Origin of the sequence: Pseudomonas sp. RL (assembly GCF_000647775.1) — a bacterium.
GTDB lineage: Bacteria > Pseudomonadota > Gammaproteobacteria > Pseudomonadales > Pseudomonadaceae > Serpens > Serpens flexibilis.
In genome coordinates this window covers 1-24007 of sequence record NZ_JBOY01000020.1, presented here as the reverse complement: position 1 = coordinate 24007, position 24007 = coordinate 1, and the positions used below count along the sequence as shown (strand labels likewise).

Here is a 24007-nt window from a genome sequence, read left to right as displayed (position 1 = left end):
GGTCTCGCAAAGCAGCCTGCACAAGCCCTAAAATGCGCGCCTTTCCAGCCAAAACCGTTAGCGCCGATGTCCCAGGAAGCCGACCGTCTCTTCGCCCAGCCGCTGGGCCAAGTGCCCGATTTCGTGTTCAACGAGGACGTGGCCCGGGTCTTCCCGGACATGATCAAGCGTTCCGTGCCGGGCTACCCCACCATTGTCGAGAACATCGGCGTGCTGGCTGGCCACTTCGCCCGGCCGGACAGCGTCCTGTACGACCTGGGCTGCTCACTGGGTGCCGTCACGCAAGCCCTGCGTCGCCATGTGAAGGCCGAACGCTGCCAGGTGATCGCGGTGGACAATTCGGCGGCCATGGTGGCGCGCTGTCGCGAATACCTGCAGGCCCAGGACGCCATGTTCCAGGAGCTGCTGCCGGTTGACGTGGTGGAAGCCGACATCCTGCAGCTCGACTACCAGCCCTGCTCGCTGGTGGCGATGAATTTCACCCTGCAGTTCGTCGCCACCGAACAACGCCCGGAACTGCTGGCGCGCATTCGCCGCGCGCTGCTGCCGGGGGGCGCGCTGATCCTCTCCGAGAAGCTGCGCTTCGAGGATGCCGCCGAGCAGGCGCTGCTCACCGACCTGCACCTGGACTTCAAGCGCGCCAATGGCTACAGCGAGCTGGAAATCGCCCAGAAACGCAGCGCCATCGAACACGTCATGAAGCCCGACAGCTTGCAGCAGCATCGCGAACGCTTGCTGGATGCCGGCTTTTCCCGGGTGGTGCCCTGGTTCCAGTGCCTCAACTTCGCCTCGCTGATTGCCCTGCCATGATCGATTTCAACCCGCTGATCCGCCGCCTGGCTGGCACTCCGCTGGCAGCCTGGGCAGACACGCTGCCGCAACAGTTCGCCGACAAGCTGGCGTGCGGCCACGGCGACCTGGCGCGCTGGCGCCAGGCGCTGGACGCCCTGCCGTCGCTGCACGCGGAAGCCATCGAGCTGCTGGAGCAGTTCCGGCTGGACGGCCCCTGTTCGGACGAGCAACGCGAGCACCTGCGCGGCGCGCTGATGGGCCTGTCGCCCTGGCGCAAGGGTCCCTTCTCGCTGTTCGGCATCGAGCTGGACACCGAGTGGCGTTCGGACTGGAAGTGGGCGCGCGTCGCCCCGCACCTGGACCTGCGCGGCAAACGCGTACTGGATGTCGGCTGCGGCAACGGCTACTACATGTGGCGCATGCTGGGCGCCGGTGCCGATTCCGTCATCGGTATTGACCCCAACTGGCTGTTCTTCTGCCAGTTCCAGGCTATGGTCCGCTACCTGCCGGAGCGGCCCGCCTGGCATCTGCCCTTTGCCCTCGAAGAGCTGCCGCCCAGCCTGCAGGGCTTCGACAGCGTGTTCTCCATGGGCGTGCTCTACCATCGCCGCTCGCCCATCGACCACCTGCTGGCCCTGAAGGACTGTCTGGCGCCTGGCGGGGAACTGGTGCTGGAAACGCTGGTGATCGAGGGGGATGAGAACGCCGTTCTGGTCCCGGAAGACCGCTACGCGCAGATGCGCAACGTCTGGTTCCTGCCTTCGGTGCCGGCCCTGGCACGCTGGCTGCGCCGCGCCGGTTTCAGCGACGTGCGCTGCGTGGATGTCAGCCTGACTTCGGTCCAGGAACAGCGCCGCACCGACTGGATGCGCTTCCAGTCGCTGGCCGACTTCCTCGACCCGCAGGACCCGTCCCTCACCGTGGAAGGCCTGCCGGCGCCCCGGCGCGCCGTGCTGCTGGCTCGCAAACCCTGATCCGCCTGCCCCTGCAGTGAAATTTATGACCTGATTCGTCGCCCTTTTGGCCGAAACGATGGCAGACTGATATCGGGATTTGGGACATACTGCCCCGGCATGTCCCTGCAGAACAACGACAAGAAAAGACGGCCATGGACAGGATTCTTTCGCGTTTTTGGCGGCGCCTGCGCACCGACTTCCCGTTCGCCACCCTCAGCCTGATGGGGTTGTTCGGCATTCTGGGGGTCTCGCCCTTCATCATCTACCGCGCCCTGGAAGGCAATTACCTGATCGCCATCGCCGACACCCTCATGGTGCTGGCGACCGTCAGCGCCATTGTCTACGCCTGGGTGACCCACGACACGGCCAAGGCCGGCATCTTCCTGCTGTGCATCTTCACCCTGGTCGCGCTGCTGGTGGCGATTACCATCGGCCTCGACGCGGTGTTCTGGATCTACCCGCTGATCCTCGCCAACTTCTTCCTCGCCGAACCTCGCGTCGCCCTGGTCGCCACGCTGGCCCTGCTGATGACCCTGACAGGCTACTCCCTGCTGGAGCCGGGACTGCTGTTCGAGAACCCGCGGCAGCTGGCGTCCTTCCTGGTGACCAGCCTGATGGCCGGCGCCCTGACGTACATCTTCGCGTCGCGCTCCCGAACGCAGCGCGAGCAGCTGGAGACGCTGGCCATCCAGGACCCGCTGACCGGGGCGCGTAATCGCCGGGCCATGAACCAGGACCTGCAGCTGGCCAGCGCCCGCCAGAAGCGCCAGAAGCAGCCGCAGGCACTGATGGTCATGGATCTGGATCACTTCAAGCAGATCAACGACCGCTTCGGCCACCCGGCCGGTGATCAGGTGCTGGTGGACTTCGTGAGCCTGGTCAAGCGCTGCACGCGCAGTAGCGACATGCTTTACCGCTTCGGCGGAGAGGAATTCCTGCTGCTGCTGCCCGACACCGACCAGCAGGGATTGCAGCAGGCCGCCCAGAATCTGCAACGCCGCGTCCGCCAGCAACTGGTCGGCCCGGGTGGCACGGTGACGGTCTCCATCGGCGGCGCGCTGCTGCGCACCGACGAACACTGGAACAGCTGGCTGCAGCGGGCCGATAAGTGCCTCTACCAGGCCAAGGGCAGCGGCCGCGACTGCATCATCCTCGACTGCGAGCCGACGGGCACAGACAGCGTGGCCGCTGCGCCGCACGCCTGACGGCCATTACTGCTGCAGCATGCTCATGGCCGAGCGCAAGGCGCCATGCAGGTCCTGATCGGACTGGATGTCGGCCTTGGGGTTGAGGCCCAGTTTGGCGAAGGCGGGAATGCTGCCCCAGTCCAGCTGGGTGAGCGGATGGCGCGTGCCCAGGTGGCTTTGCAGGATGGCCACCTGCACGATGTCCACGTAGTCCACCGCTGGGGAATTGCGGGTGAAGTCCTGCATCTGTCCCGGCACCACGGCGAGAGCCTCGGGAAACTCCCAGGCGCGCAGAATGCGCTCGCCCAGCTGCGGGTGAATGCGCTCGATCACATGATCGAGGCTGGCCGTATCGGCCAGCAGCAGCTCATGCTCCTCGGCGTAGGTGAGGATCGGCAGGACGCCGATCTGGTGAACGAGGCCGGCCAACGTGGCCTGGTCCGGTTGCAGGCGGGTGAAGTGGCGGCACAGCACCTGGCTGATCGCGGCGATTTCGGTGCTCTTGACCCATACCTCCCGCAGCTTGGCATCCACCAGCTCATGGGTGGCCTGGAACATCTGCTCCATTGCCAGACCAATCGCCAGGCTGCAGGTGTAGTTGATGCCCAGCCGGTCAACGGCCGACTGCAGGTCGTTTATCTCCCGGTTGCCGCGCAGCAGCGGGCTGTTCACCACCTTGATCAGCCGCGCGCTCAGTGCGGCATCGTTGCTGATCACCCGGCTCAACGCATGGGTGCCGATGTTGGGATTCTCGGCGGCTTCGCGCACGCGGATGGCCACCTCCGGCAAGGTGGGCAGAATCAGCGCATCATCTTCGATGGCCTGGAGAAGTTCTTCCTGAATCCGATCGACCAGCTGGCTCATCTACTACTTACTCCATGTCAGCGTTGAATGTCCCGTTCGCTGTCCAGGCCATAGGGCAAGTCCAGCACCCGCAGACTCGGTCCCTGCGGATTCCCCAGGTGAAGGCGACCATCCTGCACGGCATCCTCCTGCAGAACGGCCAGCAACTCGACCTCCTCGGCGGACCGCGCAGCCAGCACCACTTCCCCGACACTGCTGCCATGCACCGGCGAGAACAACTCGACGCCAGGCACCGGCGGGGCTTCTGCCTGCACCGCCAGACGGTACATGCGTCGCTTCAGGCGCCCCAGGTACTGCATGCGGGCGACGATTTCCTGGCCGGTGTAGCAGCCCTTGCGAAAACTGACGCCATCCAGCGCCTGCAGATTGATCATCTGCGGAATGAACAGCTCGCGGGTGGCACCAAATACCTGGCCAATGCCGGCCCGAACCTGGGTCAGCAGCCAGTCGTTGAGCGGCGCCTCCGGCATCTGCTGCGCCAGGCTGGCCCGCACGGCGGCCGCACGTTCGGCCGGCGCCCACACCTCGAGGCGCCCAGCGGACAGGCGAATACCCAACAGTCCATCGGACTCGACCAGGGCGTTGGCCTCGGCGGGCACGTCAAGACCGAGCGAACCCAACGCGGCATCGCCGTTGTAGAGGCCGAAACGCACCCACTGGGCGCTCTCGTCCGCCAGACGGGTGCCCCGCGAGAACACGGCGTACTTTTTCAGATCGGCCAGTTGCGCTTCGAGCAGCTCGCCGGCCAGGGCCAGCAGGAAGCCATCGCCCTGCGGCACGATGCGAAAGCTCGACTGCATGCGACCCTTGGGGGTGCAGCGCGCGCCCAGACTGGCGCGCCCGGTGAGGTACTTGATATTGCAGGTCAGCTGGCCCTGCAGGAACGTGCCGGCGTCCGTTCCGCGCACGGCGAACACCCCTTCGTGGGTCAAGGGGCTGAAGAATGCGGATTCGGCCATGAGGATGCCTGGGCTCGGTGTGGAAAAGGCAGATCATAGAGGGGCTGAGTGGTGCTTGTCAGCGGTTGCCATCTTCTCGCCGCATGGGCCACCTGCGGACCTGGCGACCCGGCTCGCGACGAGACACGGCCAGACCCTATAATGCCGGCCTCTCTGCTAAGGAGCCTCGCATGGCCGACGATATCGAACTCAAGCGTCTTTTCTGGCACAGCCGTCGCGGCATGCTCGAGCTGGACGTGCTGCTGGTGCCCTTCGTTCAGGAGGTCTACCCGAACCTGGACCCGGAAGACCAGGCGCGCTACCGCCAACTGCTGGAATGCGAGGACCAGGACATGTTCGGCTGGTTCATGCAGCGCGGCGAGCCCGAGGACGCTGACCTGCGCCGCATCGTCAAGATGATCCTGGACCGTGTCCAGCCCAAGTGAGTCCTTCGAGTGCCATTGGCGGCCCTCGCGACTGCTGCTGGCGACCTACCTGCTGAGCCTGGCGCTGGCCCTGGCCGCCCTGCTGCTCGCCGCGCTGCCGGCCTGGGCGCAGCTCACCGGCGTGTTCCTGTGCGGCCTGCACGCCCTGTGGACCCTGCCGCGCCATCTGCTGCTGCGCTCACCGACCGCGGTTACCGCCCTGCGTCGCGACGCCAGCGGCTGGCATCTGTTCAGCACCGCCCACGGCTGGCAGGCGGTGCGCCTGCTGCCCGACAGCCTGGCACTGCCCTGGCTGATCGTGCTGCGCTACCGCCGCCCCGGCCGCGGGTTCAGCCAGGGCCTGTGCATTCCCCGTGACGCCCTGCCGCCCGACCAGCACCGACGTCTGCGCGTGCGGCTGAAATTCAGCCGCAACCGCTGGGCCGACCCGAGCTAGCCGCCCCCTACCTCCCAGGCACGCCGATCCCGAAGAAGGAACCGGCAGCCCCTGCCGCTGCCCACCAAGGTCTGGAAGCTCTCACCAGGGATTTCCTTCACCCGGAAGCGGAGAACCCCATGCGTGCACTGACCTACCACGGCGCTCACGACGTCAGAGTCGACACTGTTCCCGACCCGAAGCTGCAGCAGCCCGACGATATCCTGCTGCGTGTCACGGCCACGGCAATCTGCGGCTCCGACCTGCACCTCTACCACGGCAAGATTCCCGAGACCCGCGACGGCGACATCTTTGGACACGAGTTCATGGGCATCGTCGAGGAAGTCGGAACCGGAGTGACGGCGCTCAAACCCGGCGACCGGGTCATCGTGCCCTTCGTGATCGCCTGCGGCGACTGCTTCTTCTGCCGCCAGGACCTGTTCGCCGCCTGCGAAACCACCAACCCGGGGCGGGGTGCGATTCTCAACAAAAAGCAAATCCCCCCGGGCGCGGCGCTGTTCGGCTACAGCCATCTGTATGGGGGTATTCCCGGCGGCCAGGCAGAGTTCGTGCGGGTGCCCCAGGCCAACACAGGGCCGTTCAAGGTACCCACCTCGCTACCCGACGAGCGCGTACTCTTTCTCACCGATATCCTGCCCACCGGCTACCAGGCGGCGGTGAACGCCGGCCTGAAGGCCGGCTCCAGCGTGGCTATCTACGGGGCCGGGCCGGTGGGGCTGATGACTGCGGCCTGCGCGCGCCTGCTCGGCGCCGAGCAGATCTTCATGGTCGACCAATTCGCCCACCGGCTGCAGTTCGCCCAGGAGGCCTATGGCGTCATTCCCATCGATTTCACCCAGGACGACGACCCCGCGGCAACCATCATCGAGCAGACTGCCGGACATCGCGGCGTGGATGCCGCCATCGACGCCGTCGGCTTCGAGGCCAAGGGCAGCACCACGGAAACCGTGCTGGCCACCCTCAAGCTGGAAGCCAGCGTCGGCAAGGTGCTGCGCCAGTGCATCGCCGCCGTACGCCGGGGTGGCGTGGTCAGCGTGCCGGGGGTCTATGCCGGCTTCCTGCACGGCTTCCTGTTCGGCGATGCCTTCGACAAGGGGCTGACGTTCAAGATGGGACAGACCCACGTCCAGGCGCTGCTGCCGCAGCTGCTGGAACATATCGAACAGGGTCGACTATCGCCCGAGATCATCATCAGCCACCGCCTGCCCCTGGCAGAGGCCGCCAAGGGGTACGAGCTGTTCGACAAACATCAGGACGAATGCCGCAAGGTGATCCTGCTGCCCTAGATGCCGGCAACGGCGGATTGCACCCGGCCCAGCCGGGCGCAATCGCATCAGGGTGTCAGGATGGTATCGACCGCCTCGGGCAGCAGGTTCGGGTAGTCCAGCGTGTAGTGCAGGCCGCGCGACTCCTTGCGCTCCAGCGCCGAGCGGATCATCAGGTCGGCCACCAGCGCCAGGTTGCGCAGCTCGATCAGGTCGCGGGTGACCTTGTAGTTCGAGTAGAACTCGTCGATCTCGGCGAGCAGCAGACGGACCCGGTGCTGGGCACGCAGCAGGCGCTTGGTGGTGCGCACGATGCCCACGTAGTCCCACATGAAGCGCCGCAGCTCGTCCCAGTTGTGGGCGATGATCACATCCTCGTCAGAGTCGGTGACCTGGCTGGCGTCCCAGCTGGGCAGCGCCTGCGGCAGCTCGGTGTCGTCCAGCTTGGCAAGCATGTCCTGCGCCGCCGAGCGGGCGTACACGAAACACTCCAGCAGCGAGTTGCTGGCCATGCGGTTGGCGCCATGCAGGCCGGTAAAGCTGGACTCGCCGATGGCGTAGAGGTCCGGCACGTCGGTCAGGCCATGCTGGTCCACCAGCACGCCGCCGCAGGTGTAGTGCGCCGCCGGCACCACCGGGATGGGCTGGCGGGTAATGTCGATGCCGAAGTCCAGGCAGCGCTCGTAGACGGTGGGGAAGTGCTCCTTGATGAACGCCGCCGGCTTATGGCTGATGTCCAGGTACACGCAATCGATGCCCAGGCGCTTCATCTCGTGGTCGATGGCCCGGGCAACCACATCGCGCGGCGCCAGCTCGGCACGCGCATCGAAACGCGGCATGAAGCGCTCGCCACTGGGCAGCTTGAGCAGCGCGCCCTCGCCACGCAGCGCCTCGGTGATCAGGAAGTTCTTGGCCTGCGGGTGATACAGGCAGGTTGGATGGAACTGATTGAACTCCAGGTTGCCCACCCGGCAACCGGCGCGCCAGGCCATGGCGATGCCATCGCCGGTGTTGCCGTCCGGGTTACTGGTGTACAGGTAGACCTTGGCGGCACCGCCGCAGGCCAGCACCACGAAACGCGCCGCGAAGGTGTCCACCTCGCCGGTCGCCCGGTTCAGCACGTAGGCACCCAGGCAACGCCGGCCCGGACGGCCCAGCTTGTGTTCGGTGATCAGGTCGACCGCCACACGCTCGTCCAGCAGCTCGATGTTCGGCCGCTGGCGGGCCTTGTCCAGCAGGGTATTGAAGATGGCGGCGCCCGTGGCATCGGCGGCATGGATGATACGCCGGTGGCTGTGCCCACCCTCGCGGGTCAGGTGGTAGGCGAAGCCGCCTTCGTCGTCGCCGGTGTCTTCCCGCGTGAAGGGCACACCCTGGGCGATCAGCCATTCGATGGCGGCCCGGCTTTGCTCGACGGTGAAGCGCACCGCGTCCGCGCGGCACAGCCCGGCGCCGGCAATCAGGGTGTCCTCGACATGTGATTCCACGGTGTCGGTATCGTCCAGCACGGCAGCCACGCCGCCCTGGGCATGGGGCGTAGAGCCATTGTCCAGCTGCCCCTTGCTGAGCACCGCGATGCGCAGGTTGCCCGGCAGGGTAAGGGCCAGGGTGAGGCCGGCGGCGCCGCTGCCGATGATCAGTACGTCGTGCCCGAAATGCTGGCTCATGAAGTGAATCCCGCGAAATAACCGCGTCTAGTATATCGGGGGCTCGGTCGACACAATAGCGACCGCGAGAGGGGAGGATGAACAGCGTGCGGAACTTTTTTCAGGATCGGTTTTCCATAGCAGGATTGCTTCGCATGCCCTGCTCAGGCAAGGCGTGCCATGGCACCTGCAACCGGATGCCTGAACATCAACAACGACAGGCAGTGCGCCTGATGTATGGCAAGCACCGCCTCGGCATTCTGCTTGCCTGTACGGGGGAGAACTTTTTGCATAACGCCTGGGTCTATCGAGGTAAGCCAGACCGGCAGCCAGTGCGGCGGGAAAGATGCGGAGAGGAATTCGCATGCTGACCCAGGAACAGGACCAGCAGCTGGTCGAGCGCGTCCAGCGGGGAGATCGCCGGGCCTTCGACCTTCTGGTGATGAAGTATCAGCACAAGATCCTCGGGCTGATCGTGCGCTTTGTTCATGACACGCATGAAGCTCAGGACGTGGCCCAGGAAGCATTCATCAAGGCCTATCGCGCCTTGGGCAACTTCCGGGGTGAAAGCGCCTTCTACACCTGGCTGTACCGCATTGCCATCAACACGGCCAAGAACCATCTGGTCGCCAGAGGCCGGCGCCCGCCGGACAACGATGTCAGCGCCGAGGATGCCGAGTTCTACGATGGCGACCATGCCCTCAAGGACATCGAGTCACCCGAACGAGCGATGTTGCGGGACGAAATCGAGGCAACGGTGCATCGCACCATCCAGCAGTTGCCGGAGGATCTGCGCACGGCCCTGACCTTGCGCGAGTTCGACGGGCTGAGTTATGAGGACATTGCCAGCGTCATGCAGTGTCCGGTGGGAACCGTGCGCTCACGCATCTTCCGGGCGCGTGAGGTCATAGACAAGGCGTTGCAACCCCTGTTGCACGAGCAAACCTGAGACGGTGGGCGATGAGCCAAGAGAGGAAAGACATGAATCGTGAATCCCTGCGGGAAACGCTGTCCGCGGTGATGGATAACGAGGCGGACGAACTGGAGTTGCGCCGCGTGCTCGCCGCAGGCGGCGAGCCGGAGTTGCAGGCCACCTGGTCGCGCTACCAGATCGCCCGGGCAGCCATGCACGGCGAGTACTTCGCGCCCGGCCTGAACATCGCCGCAGGCGTTAGCGCCGCACTGGCCGAGGAGCCGGCGCCGTCCCGCTCCGGCGTGGGCGCACCGCTGTGGCGCGGCATCGGTCGTGTGGCAATCGCCGCCTCCGTCACCGTGGCCGTGCTCGCCGGGGTGCGCTTCTACAACCAGGACGCCCTGGATGGCGCTCAGATGGCCCAGCAAAGCGCCCAGCCCGCTGCGACGGCCAGCAGTGCAGCCCCCATGGCGCAGGGACCTGCGGTACTCGCCAGCTACAACCCCTCCGGGGAGGCTACCCTCGCCGTGCCGGTCGACCATGAGGCCCAGCTGACCGCCGAAGACCAGCGCCTGCTGGACTATGTACGCCAGCATGCCCGCCAGGCCGGCAGTGGCGCTGAAAGCACCCTGCCCCATGCACGGGCCGCCAGTCTGGAAAATCGCTGACAGGGAGTCGCATGCGCTTTATTCCATGCTTGTTGGCCGGTGCGCTGCTAAGCCCGCTGGCCCAGGGTGCGGAGAGCCAGAACTGGCTGCTGCGCCTGCAGGAGGCCGAACAGCGCCAGGAGTTCCAGGGCGTCTTCGTCTACGAACGCAATGGCAGCTTCTCCAGCCATGAAATCCACCGTCAGGTGCGTGAGGGCCAGGTGCGCGAGCACATCCAGCAGCTGGATGGCGTGTTCCATGAGAGTCTGCGTACCAATGGTCAGCTGGAATGCATGACCGGCCCGCGCTACGAGCAGATCATGGAAAACCAGGCCGATGGGCTGCGCCGCGTGCAACCGCGCACCTTGGCCCAGTGGTACGACATCCGCACGGCCGGCCAGTCGCGGGTTGCCGGCCGCGAGACCGTGGTGCTGTCGCTGCGACCGCGCGACCAGCACCGCTATGGCTTCGAGCTGTACCTGGACCGGGAAACCGCCCTACCCCTGAAGTCCCTGCTGCTCAACGAGCATGGCCAGCCGCTGGAGCGTTTCCAATACGTCGTTTTCGAACCTGTCGAGCAGCCGAAGCTGCAGGCCGGACAGGCCTGCCGGCCGGTGACGAACCGCGAGGTGCGCTCGCTGGAAGAGCAGGCCTGGCGCTCGGAATGGCTGCCGGCCGGTTTTTCCCTCACGCGCATCGTCGAGCAACGCACCGTGCGCGAAGACGCTCCGGTGGCCTGGCTGGTGTATGGTGACGGCCTGGCGCGCTTCTCCGTATTCCTCGAGCCCTGGCGCGAAGGGCTGAGCATCGACCAGCGCAGCCAGCTGGGGCCCACCGCCGCCGTATCGCGGCGCCTGGCCACTGACCAGGGCGATCTGCTGGTCACCGTGATCGGCGAAATTCCGCTGGGCACGGCCGAGCGGGTCGCCCTGTCGATTCGTTCTGGCTCGGGAGTCATGTTGCAGTGATCGAACAGGAAGGTCGCGTCGTCGCTGTGGAAGCCGACGCCGTCTGGGTGGAAACCCTGCGTCGAGGCACCTGTGCCAGCTGTTCGGCGCGCGCCGGATGCGGCCAGGGCCTGATGAACAGCCTTGGGGTCGGCGAGCGGCGCGGCCATGTTCGGGCACTGACCGACCTTCATCTGCGCGTCGGCGACACGGTCGCCATTGGCGTGCAGGAAGAAGTGCTGCTCAGCGGCTCCATTCAGGTTTATCTACTGCCCCTGCTGGGGCTGTTTGCCATGGCGCTGCTGGCCGATCGCCTGGGGGCTGCAGAGCCCTGGGTGATCCTCTCCGGACTGGCGGGCCTGTTTGGCACCTGGATCTACATTCGCCGGCGCAGCCTGCGCACGGCGGATGATCCGGCGCTGCAGCCGGTCGTGCTGCGCGCCTGTCCGACCACTCACCGGCCGGACTTTGTAGCTCTTGGCAAAGGGGAGTAAACCTTGAAAGCACATCTACGGACTTATGTGAGCACCCTGCTGGTCGTGCTGCTGGGCAGTCACGCCCTGGCGGCCCAGGCCCAACTGCCGGACTTCACCGAACTGGTGGAGGAAGCGTCGCCGGCCGTGGTCAATATCAGCACCCGTCAGAAAATGCCGGCGCGCGGCCAGTCGCAACTGATGATTCCCGACCTGGAAGGCCTGCCGCCGCTGTTTCGCGAGTTCTTCGAGCGCAACCTGCCGCAGGTGCCGCGCAACGGCAGGCAGCCCGAGGCCCAGTCGCTGGGCTCAGGCTTCATCATTTCCGACGACGGCTACGTGCTGACCAACAACCATGTGGTCGCCGACGCGGACGAGATTCTCGTGCGCATGTCCGACCGCAGCGAACTGGAAGCCAAGCTGGTGGGCGCCGATCCGCGCAGCGACGTGGCGCTGCTGAAGATCGAAGGCAAGAATCTGCCCACCGTGAAGCTCGGCAAGTCCGAAAACCTCAAGGTGGGTGAATGGGTTCTGGCCATCGGCTCGCCGTTCGGCTTCGACTACTCGGTGACCGCCGGCATCGTCAGCGCCAAGGGCCGCAGCCTGCCCAACGAAAGCTATGTGCCGTTCATCCAGACTGACGTGGCCATCAACCCCGGCAACTCCGGCGGCCCGCTGTTCAACCTGGATGGCGAAGTGGTGGGCATCAACTCGCAGATCTTCACTCGCTCCGGCGGCTTCATGGGCCTGTCCTTCGCGATCCCGATCACCGTGGCCCTCGACGTGGCCAACCAGCTCAAGGAAACCGGCAAGGTCAGCCGCGGCTGGCTGGGCGTGGTGATCCAGGAAGTGAACAAGGACCTGGCCGAGTCCTTCGGACTCGACCGTCCCGCCGGTGCCCTGGTAGCTCAGGTGCTGGAAGATGGCCCAGCGGCCAAGGGTGGCCTGCGCGTCGGCGATGTGATCCTCAGCCTCGACGGCCATCCCATCGTGATGTCCAGCGACCTCCCGCACCGGGTCGGCATTCTCAAGCCCGGCAGCAAGACGCGCCTGGAGGTGATGCGTGAAGGTCAGCGCCGCACCCTGAACGTGACCATCGGCGCCCTGCCCGAAGAGGGCGAGCCCCTGGCCATGCCGCGCGGCAACAACGGTGCGGAACGCAGCAGCAACCGACTGGGCGTGACGGTCATCGAGCTCACCGAGGAACAACGCAAGAGCCTCGACCTGCAGGGCGGCGTTGTCATCAAGGAAGTGCAGGGTGGCCCGGCAGTGGCCATCGGCCTGCGCCCCGGCGATGTCATCACCCACCTGAACAACCAGGCCATCAAGTCGTCCCAGCACTTCGCGCAGGTCGCCAAGGACCTGCCGAAGAACCGCTCGGTGTCGATGCGTGTGCTACGCCAGGGCCGCGCCAGCTTCATCACCTTCAAGCTGGCCGAATGAACCCTCGGGAGGAAGGGCCCGCGCCCTTCCTCTCCCCCCAGCGGACGTGACGCCCTTTGCGGGCTTCAGGTAGAATCTCCGACTATTTTTCGGCGGGAGGTTCCCGCGGCCCATCGAGTAACGTCCCGTGAGCGACCTGAGCCATATCCGCAATTTCTCCATCATTGCCCACATCGACCACGGCAAGTCCACCCTCGCTGACCGCTTCATCCAGATCTGTGGCGGCCTGAGCGACCGGGAAATGGAAGCCCAGGTACTGGACTCCATGGACCTGGAGCGCGAGCGGGGCATCACCATCAAGGCCCACAGCGTGACCCTGTACTACAAGGCACGCAGCGGGCAAACCTACCAGCTGAACTTCATCGACACCCCCGGCCACGTGGACTTCACCTACGAAGTCAGCCGCTCGCTGGCGGCCTGCGAAGGCGCCATCCTGGTGGTGGATGCCGGCCAGGGCGTCGAAGCCCAATCCGTGGCCAACTGCTACACCGCCATCGAGCAGGGCCTGGAAGTGATGCCGGTGCTGAACAAGATGGACCTGCCCCAGGCCGACCCGGACAAGGTGAAGGAAGAGATCGAGCAGATCATCGGCATCGATGCCACCGACGCCGTGCCCTGCAGCGCCAAGAGCGGCATGGGCGTGGAGGATGTGCTGGAGCGCCTGATCACCGTGGTGCCGCCGCCGGTAGGCGAGATCGAAGCCCCGCTGCAGGCGCTGATCATCGACTCCTGGTTCGACAACTACCTGGGCGTGGTCTCGCTGGTGCGCGTCAAGCACGGCCGCGTGAAGAAAGGCGACAAGATCCTGGTCAAGTCCACCGGCAAGCTGCACCAGGTGGACAGCGTCGGCGTGTTCAACCCCAAGCACACCGAAACCGCGGACCTCAAGGCCGGCGAAGTGGGCTTCGTGATCGCCGGCATCAAGGACATCCAGGGCGCGCCGGTGGGCGACACCCTGACCCTCTCCACCACGCCGGATGTGGAGATGCTGCCGGGCTTCCAGCGCATCAAGCCGCAGGTGTACGCCGGCCTGTTCCCCGTCAGCTCCGATGACTTCGAGGATTTCCGCGACGCGCTGGAGAAGCTGACCCTGAACGACGCCGCGCTGCAGTACGAACCGGAAAGCTCCGACGCCCTGGGCTTCGGCTTCCGTATCGGCTTCCTCGGCATGCTGCACATGGAGATCATCCAGGAGCGCCTGGAGCGCGAATACGACCTGGACCTGATCACCACCGCGCCGACCGTGGTGTATGAGGTCGTGCTCAAGAACGGCGACACCGTCTACGTGGACAACCCGTCCAAGCTGCCGGACCTGGCCAACATCCAGGAAATGCGCGAGCCCATCGTGCGCGCCACCATCCTGGTGCCACAGGAGCACCTGGGCAACGTCATCACCCTGTGCATCGAGAAGCGCGGCGTGCAGCGCGACATGCAGTTCCTCAGCAGCCAGGTGCAGGTGGTTTATGACCTGCCGATGAACGAAGTGGTGCTGGATTTCTTCGACCGCCTGAAATCGGTGAGCCGCGGCTACGCCTCGCTGGACTATAGTTTCGACCGCTTCCAGGCCGCCAACCTGGTGCGCCTCGACGTGCTGATCAACGGCGAGAAGGTCGATGCCCTGGCGCTGATCGTTCACCGCGACCGCTCCCATCAGAAGGGCCGCTCGCTGACCGAAAAGATGAAGGAACTGATCCCGCGCCAGATGTTCGACGTGGCGATTCAGGCAGCCATCGGCGGGCAGATCGTGGCGCGTACCACGGTCAAGGCGCTGCGCAAGAACGTACTTGCCAAGTGCTACGGCGGCGACGTGAGCCGCAAGCGCAAACTGCTGGAGAAGCAGAAGGCCGGTAAAAAACGGATGAAGCAGGTCGGCAGCGTGGAAATCCCGCAGGAAGCCTTCCTTGCTGTGCTCAAGGTGGATAGCTGAGTTCTATGTCGATCAATTTCCCGCTGTTGCTGGTTCTCGCCGTCCTGATCTGCGGCGCATTGGCCCTGTTCGACCTGCTGGTCCTGGCCCCGCGGCGGCGGGCGGCGATTGCCGCCTACCAGGGCCAGGTTAACGGCGCAGCCGATGACAAGGTGCTGGAGAAGCTGAACAAGGAACCCCTGCTCGTCGAGTACGGCAAGTCCTTCTTCCCGGTGTTGGCCATCGTGCTGGTGCTGCGCTCCTTCCTGGTCGAACCCTTCCAGATCCCCTCCGGGTCGATGAAGCCGACCCTGGAAGTGGGCGATTTCATCCTGGTCAACAAGTTCGCCTACGGCATTCGCCTGCCGGTACTCGATACCAAGATCGTCGAGGTGGGTGATCCGCAGCGCGGCGATGTCATGGTGTTCCGCTACCCCAGCGATCCGAACATCAACTACATCAAGCGCGTGGTCGGCCTGCCCGGCGACACTGTGCGCTACACCAGCGACAAGCGCCTGGTGATCAATGGTCAGCCTGTGGCGGAATCCTTCCTGCAGCAGGAGCCCGGCTCGCTGGGCAGCGCTGCACTGTATGAGGAAAAGCTCGGCGCGGTGGAACACCTGATCCGCAAGGAGATGCGCCGCTACCGCATCGAGCCCAGCCGCGAGTGGGTGGTACCGGAAGGCTACTACTTCATGGTTGGCGACAACCGCGACAACTCGAACGACAGCCGTTACTGGGACGATCCGGCGATCGATCCCGAGCTGCGCGGCATGGTGGCCGACCGCAATATCGTCGGCAAGGCGTTCGCGGTGTGGATGAGCTGGCCGGAACCCAAGGGCAGCAACCTGCCGAACTTTACCCGGGTAGGTCTGATCCACTGATTTGTGCGGCGTCAGGCAATATGCCGGCGGCGGCTTTTATAGGCTTGGCAGCCTCTGAATCCGCATCCGAGGTTGATCATGACGTTCCCGCACACCCAGAAAGGCCTGTCGTTGCTGGGCTGGCTGATGGCATTGGCGGTGGTGGCCTTCTTCGCCAGCACCGCCTTCAGGGTCATCCCCCACTACCTCGACTACCTGTCGCTGGAGAAGATCATCGCCTCGGTCGAAACCGACAAGGCGGCCGATATCCGCAGCGTTGGCGATTTCTACACCCATGTCGGCAAGGGCATGCAGGTCAACAGCATTCGTGACCTGGACCTGCGCAAGGCCTTGACGGTGAAAGTGGAAAACCAGTATTTCCACGCACGACTGCAGTACGAAAAGCGTGAACCCCTGATCAAGAATCTCGATCTGGTGGTTCGTTTCGATAAAGAATTCCGCGTAAGAGTCCAGTGAACCCCCCACTCAACCGCCTTGAGCGCCAGCTCGGATACACCTTCCAGAACCAGGAGCTGATGCTCCTGGCCCTCACCCATCGCAGCTTTGCCGGGCGCAACAACGAACGCCTGGAATTCCTCGGCGATGCCATCCTCAACTTCGTGGCCGGCGAAGCGCTGTTCGAGCGCTTCCCGCAGGCCCGCGAAGGCCAGCTGTCGCGTTTGCGCGCCCGCCTGGTCAAGGGCGAGACGCTGGCCGTGCTGGCCCGCGGCTTCAGCCTGGGCGATTACCTGCGCCTGGGTTCGGGGGAACTGAAGAGCGGCGGCTACCGCCGCGAGTCGATCCTTGCCGACGCGCTGGAAGCCCTGATCGGCGCCATCTACCTGGACAGCGGCATGGAGCAGGCCCGCGAGCGTGTGCTGGCGTGGCTGGCCAACGAACTGGAAAGCCTGACCCTGGTGGACACCAACAAGGACCCCAAGACCCGCCTGCAGGAATTCCTGCAATCGCGTGGCTGCGAGCTGCCGCAGTACGAGGTGGTGGACATCCAGGGCGATCCGCATTGCCGCACCTTCTACGTGGAATGCCGGGTCAGCCTGCTCAATGAAAAGACCTGCGGCCAGGGCGCCAGCCGCCGCATCGCCGAACAGGTATCCGCCGCGGCCGCCCTGGTGGCCCTGGGCGTGGAGAACACACATGAATGACATCAGCCGCTGCGGCTACGTGGCCATCGTCGGCCGCCCGAACGTGGGCAAGTCCACGCTGCTCAACCATATCCTCGGCCAGAAGCTGGCCATCACCTCGCGCAAGCCGCAGACCACCCGGCACAACATGCTGGGCATCAAGACCGAAGGCGCGGTGCAGGCCATCTACGTGGACACCCCCGGCCTGCACAAGAACAACGAGAAGGCCCTCAACCGCTACATGAACCGCAGCGCCAGCAGCGCCCTGCGCGATGTCGATGTGGTGGTGTTCGTGGTCGACCGGACCCGCTGGACCGACGAGGACGAGCTGGTACTGGAGAAGATCCGCGGCGTGAAGTGCCCGCTGATCGTCGCGGTCAACAAGGCCGACCAGCTGGAAGACAAGGCCGAGCTGCTGCCGCACCTGCAGTGGCTGGCCGAGCAGTTGCCCAACGCCGAGATCGTGCCGATCTCCGCGCTGCATGCCCAGAACCTCGACACCCTGGAAAACCTGGTCAACGAGCGCCTGCCGGAGAACGAGCACTTCTTCCCGGAAGACCAGATCACCGACCGCTCCAGTCGCTTCCTGGCCGCCGAACTGGTGCGCGAGAAGATCATGCGCCAGCTGGGTGCCGAACTGCCCTACCAGATCACCGTGGAGGTCGAGGAGTTCAAGCAGGAGGGTCGCATCCTGCATATCCACACACTGATCCTGGTGGAGCGCGAAGGCCAGAAGAAGATCCTCATCGGCGACAAGGGCGAGCGCATCAAGCGCATCGGCCAGGACGCCCGCCGCGACATGGAAACCCTGTTCGACTCCAAGGTGATGCTCAACCTGTGGGTCAAGGTGAAGGGCGGCTGGTCCGACGACGAACGCGCCCTGCGCTCGCTCGGCTACCTCGACCTGTAGATCCCCATGAGCCAGGCCGGCGCGCCGCAGTCGGCGTTCGTGCTGCACAGCCGCCCCTACAAGGAAACCAGCGCGCTGGTGGACCTGTTCACCCCCGAGGGGCGCCTGCGCGCGGTGCTGCGCAGCGCGCGCGGCAAGTCCGGCAGCCAGGCCCGGCCGTTCCTGCCGCTGGAGATAGAGCTGCGCGGCAAGGGCGAGCTGAAGACCGTCGCCCGCCTGGAGCCCAACGGCATCCCGAATCTGCTGCATGGCGACGTGCTGTTCAGCGGCCTGTACCTCAACGAACTGCTGATCCGCCTGCTGCCGGCCCACGACCCGCATCCGGCGCTGTTCGAGCACTACGCGCTGACCCTGCAGGCGCTGGCCGCCGGGCGCCCGCTGCAGCCCTTGCTGCGCACCTTTGAATGGCGACTGCTCGACGAGCTGGGCTACGGCTTCGCCCTTGACCATGATGTCCAGGGCCAGCCGCTGGTGGCGGAAGTCTGGTACCGCCTGTTGCCCGAGTCCGGCCTGGAAGCCGTCGATCACCTGCAACCCGGGCTGTTCCTGGGCCGCGATCTGCGCGCCCTGGCCGACGCCGACTGGGAACAGCCCACTACCCTTGCCACCGCCAAGCGCCTGATGCGTCAGGCGCTGGCCCCCCATCTGGGCGGCCGACCCCTGGTCAGCCGCGAGCTGTTCATGAATCTCAAGGAGCCACCCCGTGCCTGATCCCATTCTGCTGGGCGTCAACATCGACCACGTCGCCACCCTGCGCCAGGCGCGCGGCACCCGCTATCCCGACCCGGTGAAGGCCGCACTGGATGCCGAGGAAGCAGGCGCCGACGGCATCACCGTGCACCTGCGCGAAGACCGCCGGCATATCCAGGAGCGCGACGTGCTGCTGCTCAAGGAGTGCCTGCAGACGCGCATGAACTTCGAGATGGGCGTCACCGAGGCGATGCTGGCCTTCGCCGAGCGGGTGCGCCCGGAGCATGTCTGCCTGGTGCCGGAGACCCGCCAGGAGCTGACCACCGAGGGCGGCCTGGACGTGGCCGGCCAGGAAGAACGCATCCGCGCCGCCGTACAGCGCCTGAGCGCGCTGGGCTGCGAGGTGTCGCTGTTCATCGACGCCGAGGAAAGTCAGATCCGCGCCGCACGCCGCGTCGGTGCCCCGACCGTCGAACTGCACACCGGTCGTTACGCCGATGCCCCCGATGCCGCGACTCAGGCCCGGGAGCTGGAACGCATCCGGGAAGGCGTGCGCCTGGGCCGCGCCGAGGGGCTGATCGTCAACGCCGGGCACGGCCTGCACTACCACAACGTCGAGGCGGTGGCCGCCATCGACGGCATCCACGAACTGAACATCGGCCACGCCATCGTCGCCCACGCGCTGTTCGTCGGCTTCAAGGACGCGGTGAAGGAGATGAAGCAGCTGATCCGCGCCGCGCGCGGCTGATCGCCGCCGAATCGCGACGTAGACGTGGGGTGGTCAAGGTGTTTTCTTGGCCACCAGCGCGCCGGTACGGCGCGCCTGGCGATGCGTTCGGTGCTCGCGTGAGTATCCGACCGTCGCTGCCCGCCGTGCCGGCGGGACGGTGGCCAATGCCAGGCATTGACCACCCTACGCTTCCCGCTGCCCTACCCCTCGGCCAATTCCGGCAGCCGCCAGTCGATCGGCGCCATGCCATGCTGTTCCAGGTAGCGGTTGGCGCGGCTGAAGTGCCCGTTGCCGATGAAGCCGCGATGGGCCGACAGCGGCGACGGGTGCGGCGAGCGCAGGATCAGGTGCTTGGTCGGATCGATCAGCCGTTCCTTGCTCTGCGCGTGGGCGCCCCAGAGCAGGAACACCAGGTGCGGGCGGCGCTCGCTGACCACCTGGATGATGCGATCGGTGAAGCGCTGCCAGCCGGCGTTGGCATGGGAACCCGCCTGGCCGCGCTCGACGGTCAGCGAGGTGTTGAGCAGCAACACGCCCTGCTCGGCCCAGTGCTGCAGGCAGCCGTGGCCGGGAATCGGCAGGTTCAGGTCGCGCTTGAGTTCCTTGAAGATGTTCTGCAGCGACGGCGGCGCCGGCACCCCGGGCTGCACCGAGAAGCACAGCCCGTGGGCCTGTCCGGGGCCGTGATAGGGGTCCTGGCCAATGATCACCACCTTCACCTGGTCCAGCGGCGTGGAATCCAGGGCATTGAAGATCAGCGGCCCGGGCGGGTAGATCTCCTTGCCGTTGGCCTTCTCGCTACGCAGAAACTCGCCCAGCTCGCGCATGTAGGGCTGCGCGAACTCCTCGTTCAGCGCCGCCTTCCAGCCGGGCTCCAGCCTGATGCGCTGGTTGTCGCTCATGAATACCCCCTCGTTCGTCCGGCCGGCACGCTAGAGAAGCCCTCCCGGCAAGTCAAGGCGCACCCGCGGCAATCGGCCCCACTCTGGCCACGCCAGCCCGCGACCTTGCTCGCGACACGTGAGAGCTGTCACACAAAACGCGCACCCTTATAGACCAAAAGCCGATGCCGTCCATCGGCAGGTTTGCGTACAAACGTTCCAATTTCCATACAGATCGAGAGGTTACGCATGAAACGCCTGACTGCCACGCTGGCGCTCTGGGTTGGTCTCGCCACCGGCGTGCAGGCCGCCGATCCCATCACCCTTGGCCTCAACTACCCGCGCAGCGGCAGTTACAAGGAAGAAGGCCTGTCGCAGATGCGCGGCGCCCTGCTGGCCCTGGATGAGATCAATGCCCGCGGCGGCGTGCTGGGCCGGCCGTTGCGGCTGTCCACCCTGGACAGCGCCTCGCAGGTCGACAAGGCCGTGGGTAACGTCGACCAGTTGGCCGCGGAAGGCGCCGCCATGCTGTTCGGCGGGGCGTCCAGTGCCGTGGCGATCGCCGCCGGCAAGCGCGCCCGCGAGCACGGCCTGATCTACTTCGGCACCCTCGGCTACTCCAACGACACCACCGGCAAGGACGGCCATCGCTACCTGTTCCGGGAGAGCAACAACGCCACCATGAGCGCCCGTGCCCTGGGCCAGTACCTGGCCCAGCATCTGCCGAACAAGCGCTACTTCTACGTGACTTCCGATTACACCTGGGGACTGACCAGCGAGGCGTCGCTGCGCACGGCGACCGGCAGCGAAGACCAGGCCCGCCATCCCAGCGTGCGCCTACCCTTTCCCGGCGCACGCCTGAGCCAATACCGCGATGCCCTGACCCTGGCCGGCAAGAGCGATGCCCAGGTACTGGCCCTGGTGCTTTTCGGCGAGGACCTGGTGCGCGCCATGCGCATCGCTCACGAGACAGGCCTGACCTCGCGCATGCAGGTGGTGGTGCCGAACATCACCGGGCATATGGTCGAACAGGCCGGCCCCTCCATCATGGAAGGCGTGCTCGGCACCACCCCCTGGACCTGGCGGGTACCGGACATGGAGGACAGCGAGCGTGGCCGCGCCTTCGTGAAGGCCTATGTCGAGCGCTACCAGGTCTACCCGACCAGCTCCGCCGCCCACGCCTACGGCATCGTCCACCAGTGGAGCGACGCCGTGGAGCGCGCCCGCAGCCTGAAGAGCGAGGCGGTGATCAAGGCCCTGGAGGGGCACCGCTACCGGCTGCTCAAGGGTGAGCAGGAATGGCGGGCCTTCGACCACCAGAACGTGCAACGCACCTATGTGGTCAAGGTCAAACCACGCGCCGAGGTGCTCAAGGATCCGCTGCACCAGGACTTCTTCGAGATCGTCCACCACCTGGACGGCGAACAGGGCGCGCCCAGCCTGAGCGAGTGGCAGGCCGAGCGCCGCGCGGCCGGCCAGCCGGACAAGCTCCTGTAGCTCGCCGGGATGCTCCCGCCGGCTGGCAGGCAACTGCTGCCGATCGACTCTCCGGGCCGCACGGCGACTATGGTTATCTCAACGACTACGCCCCCGGGCGCCGGGCGCACAGGCGGCCCTGCGAGGGGCCATTCGAACCCGCCGTAGACCGGCCCGAACGGAGGACCTGCATGACCCACGCCGTCGAACCCTACCAGTCCATCCCCCTGGAGCTGACCCACAAGCTCACCGTGGAAAAGATCGGCCACACCGCGCTGATCACCATCAGCCACCCGCCCGCCAACACTTGGGACCGCGACTCGCTGATCGGCCTCAAGCTGCTGATCGAGCACCTGAACCGCGACGATGACATCTATGCGCTGGTGATCACCGGCCAGGGCGAGCGCTTCTTCAGCGCCGGCGCCGACCTCAAGCTGTTCGCCGACGGCGACAAGGCCCGCGCGCGGGACATGGCCCGGCTGTTCGGCGAGGCCTTCGAGGCGCTGCGCGATTTCCGCGGCGTGTCCATCGCCGCCATCAACGGCTACGCCATGGGCGGCGGCCTGGAGTGCGCGCTGGCCTGCGACATCCGCATCGCCGAGCGCCAGGCGCAGCTGGCCCTGCCGGAAGCCACGGTGGGCCTGCTGCCCTGCGCCGGGGGCACCCAGGCGCTGCCCTGGCTGGTCGGCGAAGGCTGGGCCAAGCGCATGATCCTGTGCGGCGAACGCATCGACGCGCAGACCGCGCTGCGCATCGGCCTGATCGAGGAACTGGTGGACAGTGGCGAGGCACGCGGCACCGCGCTGATGCTGGCCGCACGGGTGGCGCGCCAGAGCCCGGTGGCGGTGCGCACCATCAAGCCGCTGATCCAGGGCGCCCGCGAGCGAGCGCCGAACAGCTGGCTGAGTGCCGAACGCGAACGCTTCGTCGACCTGTTCGACGCCGACGACACCCGCGAAGGCGTCAACGCCTTCCTGGAAAAGCGCGACCCGCGCTGGCGCAACACATGAACGTGCAATTCGCCGAGCACTCCGGCCTGCACGGCCAGCGTATCGGCGTGGCGACCCTCGCCGCGGAGCAGAGCCTCAACGCGCTCAGCCTGCCGATGATCGAAGCCCTGCACGCGCGCCTGGGCGCCTGGGCCGACGACCCGGAGATCGCCTGCGTGGTGCTGCGCGGCGCGGGCGAAAAGGCCTTCTGCGCTGGCGGCGACGTGCGCCAGCTGGTGGAGGCCTGTCGCCAGCATCCGGGAGAGGTACCGCCGTTGGCGGCGCGCTTCTTCGCCGACGAATACCGCCTCGACTATCGGCTGCACACCTACCCCAAGCCGTTGCTGTGCTGGGGCCACGGCTACGTGATGGGTGGCGGCATGGGCCTGCTGCAAGGCGCGGCGGTGCGCGTCGTCACACCCGGCTCGCGGCTGTCGATGCCGGAAATTTCCATCGGCCTGTACCCGGACGTCGGCGCCGGCTGGTTCCTGCCCCGGCTGCCGGGGCGCTTCGGACTGTTCCTGGCGCTCAGCGGCGCCCAGCTCAACGCCCATGACGCGCTGCAACTGGGCCTGGCCGACCGTGTGCTCCTGGACAGTCAGCAGGATGCCCTGCTGGCCGGCCTGATGCAGCTGAACTGGCAACGCCAGCCGGAGCGCCAGTTACTCAGCCTGCTCAAGGCACTGGAGCTGGAGGCTATTCCCCGGCTGCCCGAACCCCAATGGCTACCGTTGCGCGCGCGCCTCGATGCACTGCTCGACGTCGCCGACCTGCCCGCCGCCTGGCAGGCGCTGAGCAGCCTGCGCGACGATGCCGATCCGTTGCTCAGCCGCGCCGGCCAGACCCTCAGCGGCGGCTGCCCGCTGACCGCACACCTGATCTGGGAGCAGCTGCACCGTGCCCGCCACCTGTCGCTGGCCGAGGTGTTCCGCCTGGAATACACGCTGAGCCTGAACTGCTGCCGCCACCCCGAATTTGCCGAAGGGGTGCGCGCCCGCCTGATCGACCGCGACAACCATCCGCAGTGGCACTGGCCGGAGGTGGACCAGGTGCCAGCCAGCGTGGTCGCGGCGCATTTCCAGCCGACATGGGAGGGCGCGCATCCGTTGGCCGATCTATAGGTGCCGAAACCTCAACAGCCCCCGTACGGAGGAGCCGCCATGGCCCGTATCGCCTTTATCGGACTCGGCAACATGGGCCTGCCCATGGCCCGCAACCTGCTCAAGGTCGGTCACACCCTGAGCGGATTCGACCTGGTACAGGCAACGGTGGCTCAACTGGCCAGCGAAGGCGCGCGGGCAGCTACCTCGGCCCGCGATGCCGCCAGCAGTGTGGATGCGGTGATCAGCATGCTGCCAGCCGGGCGCCAGGTGGAGGAGCTGTACCTGGGCGAAGAAGGCCTGCTGGCCGCGCTGCCCGCCGACTGCCTGGTGCTGGAATGTTCGACCATTGCCCCGTCGGCGGCCC

The 24007-nt window shown here is 66.1% G+C and carries 26 protein-coding genes; 22 read left to right on the top strand and 4 right to left on the bottom strand.

Annotation, left to right across the window (positions count from 1 at the left end; all coding sequences use genetic code 11):
- The first annotated feature begins 66 nt into the window (after positions 1 to 66).
- From cmoA to AS93_RS0104425, 3 genes are all read left to right on the top strand, one after another.
- The gene (gene cmoA / locus AS93_RS0104435; protein WP_027589482.1) at positions 67 to 810 is read left to right on the top strand and encodes a carboxy-S-adenosyl-L-methionine synthase CmoA; all 744 of its coding nucleotides are present in this window, start codon (positions 67 to 69) and stop codon (positions 808 to 810) included.
- Positions 807 to 1766, top strand: coding sequence for a tRNA 5-methoxyuridine(34)/uridine 5-oxyacetic acid(34) synthase CmoB (gene cmoB, locus AS93_RS0104430; protein ID WP_027589481.1), 960 nt, complete (start codon positions 807 to 809; stop codon positions 1764 to 1766). Before cmoA ends, cmoB begins: the two co-directional genes overlap by 4 nt.
- Positions 1767 to 1900: 134 nt before the next feature.
- Positions 1901 to 2953: a GGDEF domain-containing protein gene (locus AS93_RS0104425; protein ID WP_027589480.1), complete on the top strand. Its 1053-nt coding sequence runs from the start codon at positions 1901 to 1903 to the stop codon at positions 2951 to 2953.
- 6 nt (positions 2954 to 2959) lie between these two features.
- Here the strand turns inward: AS93_RS0104425 and AS93_RS0104420 are convergent, their stop codons facing one another.
- Positions 2960 to 3799: an HDOD domain-containing protein gene (locus AS93_RS0104420; protein WP_027589479.1), complete on the bottom strand. Its 840-nt coding sequence runs from the start codon at positions 3797 to 3799 to the stop codon at positions 2960 to 2962.
- A 17-nt stretch (positions 3800 to 3816) separates the two neighbouring features.
- A complete protein-coding gene (locus tag AS93_RS0104415) occupies positions 3817 to 4758 on the bottom strand; it encodes a folate-binding protein YgfZ (RefSeq protein ID WP_027589478.1) in 942 nt (313 codons plus the stop codon).
- A 170-nt stretch (positions 4759 to 4928) separates the two neighbouring features.
- On the opposite strand from AS93_RS0104415, the gene AS93_RS0104410 reads away from it, so the two are divergent.
- The 3 genes from AS93_RS0104410 to AS93_RS0104400 all read left to right on the top strand — a co-directional run bounded on the left by AS93_RS0104410 (position 4929) and on the right by AS93_RS0104400 (position 6905).
- On the top strand, positions 4929 to 5183 hold the full coding sequence (locus AS93_RS0104410) for a succinate dehydrogenase assembly factor 2 (protein WP_027589477.1): 255 nt from the start codon (positions 4929 to 4931) through the stop codon (positions 5181 to 5183).
- Positions 5167 to 5619, top strand: coding sequence for a protein YgfX (locus AS93_RS0104405; RefSeq protein ID WP_027589476.1), 453 nt, complete (start codon positions 5167 to 5169; stop codon positions 5617 to 5619). Before AS93_RS0104410 ends, AS93_RS0104405 begins: the two co-directional genes overlap by 17 nt.
- A 119-nt stretch (positions 5620 to 5738) precedes the next feature.
- Positions 5739 to 6905, top strand: a complete 1167-nt coding sequence (locus AS93_RS0104400; protein WP_027589475.1) for a zinc-dependent alcohol dehydrogenase — start codon at positions 5739 to 5741, stop codon at positions 6903 to 6905.
- 47 nt (positions 6906 to 6952) lie between these two features.
- Here the strand turns inward: AS93_RS0104400 and nadB are convergent, their stop codons facing one another.
- A complete protein-coding gene (nadB, locus tag AS93_RS0104395) occupies positions 6953 to 8551 on the bottom strand; it encodes an L-aspartate oxidase (RefSeq protein ID WP_027589474.1) in 1599 nt (532 codons plus the stop codon).
- A 343-nt stretch (positions 8552 to 8894) separates the two neighbouring features.
- On the opposite strand from nadB, the gene rpoE reads away from it, so the two are divergent.
- The 12 genes from rpoE (at position 8895) to pdxJ (ending at position 19212) form a co-directional block, all read left to right on the top strand.
- Positions 8895 to 9479 (top strand): RNA polymerase sigma factor RpoE, encoded by a 585-nt coding sequence (gene rpoE / locus AS93_RS0104390; protein WP_027589473.1) that lies wholly within the window; start codon positions 8895 to 8897, stop codon positions 9477 to 9479.
- 32 nt (positions 9480 to 9511) lie between these two features.
- Positions 9512 to 10111 (top strand): RseA family anti-sigma factor, encoded by a 600-nt coding sequence (locus tag AS93_RS0104385; protein ID WP_027589472.1) that lies wholly within the window; start codon positions 9512 to 9514, stop codon positions 10109 to 10111.
- Positions 10112 to 10122: 11 nt separating this feature from the next.
- Positions 10123 to 11058: a MucB/RseB C-terminal domain-containing protein gene (locus AS93_RS0104380; RefSeq protein WP_037008502.1), complete on the top strand. Its 936-nt coding sequence runs from the start codon at positions 10123 to 10125 to the stop codon at positions 11056 to 11058.
- A complete protein-coding gene (locus tag AS93_RS18675) occupies positions 11055 to 11531 on the top strand; it encodes a SoxR reducing system RseC family protein (RefSeq protein WP_051587332.1) in 477 nt (158 codons plus the stop codon). The genes AS93_RS0104380 and AS93_RS18675 overlap by 4 nt, the downstream gene beginning before the upstream one ends.
- Positions 11532 to 11534: 3 nt before the next feature.
- On the top strand, positions 11535 to 12953 hold the full coding sequence (locus AS93_RS0104370) for a DegQ family serine endoprotease (protein ID WP_037008501.1): 1419 nt from the start codon (positions 11535 to 11537) through the stop codon (positions 12951 to 12953).
- Positions 12954 to 13080: 127 nt separating this feature from the next.
- Entirely contained in the window at positions 13081 to 14880 is a 1800-nt protein-coding gene (gene lepA / locus AS93_RS0104365) for a translation elongation factor 4 (RefSeq protein WP_027589469.1), read from the top strand.
- A 5-nt stretch (positions 14881 to 14885) separates the two neighbouring features.
- On the top strand, positions 14886 to 15743 hold the full coding sequence (gene lepB / locus AS93_RS0104360) for a signal peptidase I (protein ID WP_027589468.1): 858 nt from the start codon (positions 14886 to 14888) through the stop codon (positions 15741 to 15743).
- 78 nt (positions 15744 to 15821) lie between these two features.
- Positions 15822 to 16199, top strand: a complete 378-nt coding sequence (locus tag AS93_RS0104355) for a DUF4845 domain-containing protein (RefSeq protein ID WP_027589467.1) — start codon at positions 15822 to 15824, stop codon at positions 16197 to 16199.
- Positions 16196 to 16885: a ribonuclease III gene (gene rnc / locus AS93_RS0104350; RefSeq protein ID WP_027589466.1), complete on the top strand. Its 690-nt coding sequence runs from the start codon at positions 16196 to 16198 to the stop codon at positions 16883 to 16885. Before AS93_RS0104355 ends, rnc begins: the two co-directional genes overlap by 4 nt.
- The gene (gene era / locus AS93_RS0104345) at positions 16878 to 17774 is read left to right on the top strand and encodes a GTPase Era (RefSeq protein WP_027589465.1); all 897 of its coding nucleotides are present in this window, start codon (positions 16878 to 16880) and stop codon (positions 17772 to 17774) included. The genes rnc and era overlap by 8 nt, the downstream gene beginning before the upstream one ends.
- 6 nt (positions 17775 to 17780) lie before the next feature.
- Positions 17781 to 18485 (top strand): DNA repair protein RecO, encoded by a 705-nt coding sequence (gene recO, locus AS93_RS0104340; RefSeq protein ID WP_027589464.1) that lies wholly within the window; start codon positions 17781 to 17783, stop codon positions 18483 to 18485.
- The gene (gene pdxJ, locus AS93_RS0104335; protein WP_037008499.1) at positions 18478 to 19212 is read left to right on the top strand and encodes a pyridoxine 5'-phosphate synthase; all 735 of its coding nucleotides are present in this window, start codon (positions 18478 to 18480) and stop codon (positions 19210 to 19212) included. The genes recO and pdxJ overlap by 8 nt, the downstream gene beginning before the upstream one ends.
- Positions 19213 to 19394: 182 nt before the next feature.
- On the opposite strand, the gene ung is transcribed toward pdxJ, so the two are convergent.
- Complete coding sequence (gene ung / locus AS93_RS0104330) at positions 19395 to 20096, bottom strand: uracil-DNA glycosylase (RefSeq protein ID WP_027589462.1); 702 nt, start codon at positions 20094 to 20096, stop codon at positions 19395 to 19397.
- Positions 20097 to 20324: 228 nt separating this feature from the next.
- Between ung and AS93_RS0104325 the strand changes: the two genes are divergently transcribed.
- The 4 genes from AS93_RS0104325 to AS93_RS0104310 all read left to right on the top strand — a co-directional run.
- The gene (locus AS93_RS0104325; RefSeq protein ID WP_027589461.1) at positions 20325 to 21572 is read left to right on the top strand and encodes an ABC transporter substrate-binding protein; all 1248 of its coding nucleotides are present in this window, start codon (positions 20325 to 20327) and stop codon (positions 21570 to 21572) included.
- 170 nt (positions 21573 to 21742) lie between these two features.
- Positions 21743 to 22561, top strand: a complete 819-nt coding sequence (locus AS93_RS0104320; protein ID WP_027589460.1) for an enoyl-CoA hydratase — start codon at positions 21743 to 21745, stop codon at positions 22559 to 22561.
- The gene (locus tag AS93_RS0104315; protein ID WP_027589459.1) at positions 22558 to 23661 is read left to right on the top strand and encodes an enoyl-CoA hydratase/isomerase family protein; all 1104 of its coding nucleotides are present in this window, start codon (positions 22558 to 22560) and stop codon (positions 23659 to 23661) included. Before AS93_RS0104320 ends, AS93_RS0104315 begins: the two co-directional genes overlap by 4 nt.
- A gap of 39 nt (positions 23662 to 23700) precedes the next feature.
- The coding region (locus AS93_RS0104310) for an NAD(P)-binding domain-containing protein (RefSeq protein ID WP_027589458.1) at positions 23701 to 24007 on the top strand (307 nt) is incomplete at its 3' end.

Excerpts from the sequence above, each read along its gene's own strand:
- cmoA (WP_027589482.1), top strand. The coding sequence starts at position 67 with ATGTCCCAGGAAGCCGACCGTCTCTTCGCCCAGCCGCTGGGCCAAGTG.
- cmoB (WP_027589481.1), top strand. The coding sequence starts at position 807 with ATGATCGATTTCAACCCGCTGATCCGCCGCCTGGCTGGCACTCCGCTG.
- AS93_RS0104425 (WP_027589480.1), top strand. The coding sequence starts at position 1,901 with ATGGACAGGATTCTTTCGCGTTTTTGGCGGCGCCTGCGCACCGACTTC.
- AS93_RS0104420 (WP_027589479.1), bottom strand. The coding sequence starts at position 3,799 with ATGAGCCAGCTGGTCGATCGGATTCAGGAAGAACTTCTCCAGGCCATC.
- AS93_RS0104415 (WP_027589478.1), bottom strand. The coding sequence starts at position 4,758 with ATGGCCGAATCCGCATTCTTCAGCCCCTTGACCCACGAAGGGGTGTTC.
- AS93_RS0104410 (WP_027589477.1), top strand. The coding sequence starts at position 4,929 with ATGGCCGACGATATCGAACTCAAGCGTCTTTTCTGGCACAGCCGTCGC.
- AS93_RS0104400 (WP_027589475.1), top strand. The coding sequence starts at position 5,739 with ATGCGTGCACTGACCTACCACGGCGCTCACGACGTCAGAGTCGACACT.
- nadB (WP_027589474.1), bottom strand. The coding sequence starts at position 8,551 with ATGAGCCAGCATTTCGGGCACGACGTACTGATCATCGGCAGCGGCGCC.
- rpoE (WP_027589473.1), top strand. The coding sequence starts at position 8,895 with ATGCTGACCCAGGAACAGGACCAGCAGCTGGTCGAGCGCGTCCAGCGG.
- AS93_RS0104385 (WP_027589472.1), top strand. The coding sequence starts at position 9,512 with ATGAATCGTGAATCCCTGCGGGAAACGCTGTCCGCGGTGATGGATAAC.
- AS93_RS0104380 (WP_037008502.1), top strand. The coding sequence starts at position 10,123 with ATGCGCTTTATTCCATGCTTGTTGGCCGGTGCGCTGCTAAGCCCGCTG.
- lepB (WP_027589468.1), top strand. The coding sequence starts at position 14,886 with ATGTCGATCAATTTCCCGCTGTTGCTGGTTCTCGCCGTCCTGATCTGC.
- AS93_RS0104355 (WP_027589467.1), top strand. The coding sequence starts at position 15,822 with ATGACGTTCCCGCACACCCAGAAAGGCCTGTCGTTGCTGGGCTGGCTG.
- era (WP_027589465.1), top strand. The coding sequence starts at position 16,878 with ATGAATGACATCAGCCGCTGCGGCTACGTGGCCATCGTCGGCCGCCCG.
- recO (WP_027589464.1), top strand. The coding sequence starts at position 17,781 with ATGAGCCAGGCCGGCGCGCCGCAGTCGGCGTTCGTGCTGCACAGCCGC.
- ung (WP_027589462.1), bottom strand. The coding sequence starts at position 20,096 with ATGAGCGACAACCAGCGCATCAGGCTGGAGCCCGGCTGGAAGGCGGCG.
- AS93_RS0104325 (WP_027589461.1), top strand. The coding sequence starts at position 20,325 with ATGAAACGCCTGACTGCCACGCTGGCGCTCTGGGTTGGTCTCGCCACC.
- AS93_RS0104320 (WP_027589460.1), top strand. The coding sequence starts at position 21,743 with ATGACCCACGCCGTCGAACCCTACCAGTCCATCCCCCTGGAGCTGACC.
- AS93_RS0104315 (WP_027589459.1), top strand. The coding sequence starts at position 22,558 with ATGAACGTGCAATTCGCCGAGCACTCCGGCCTGCACGGCCAGCGTATC.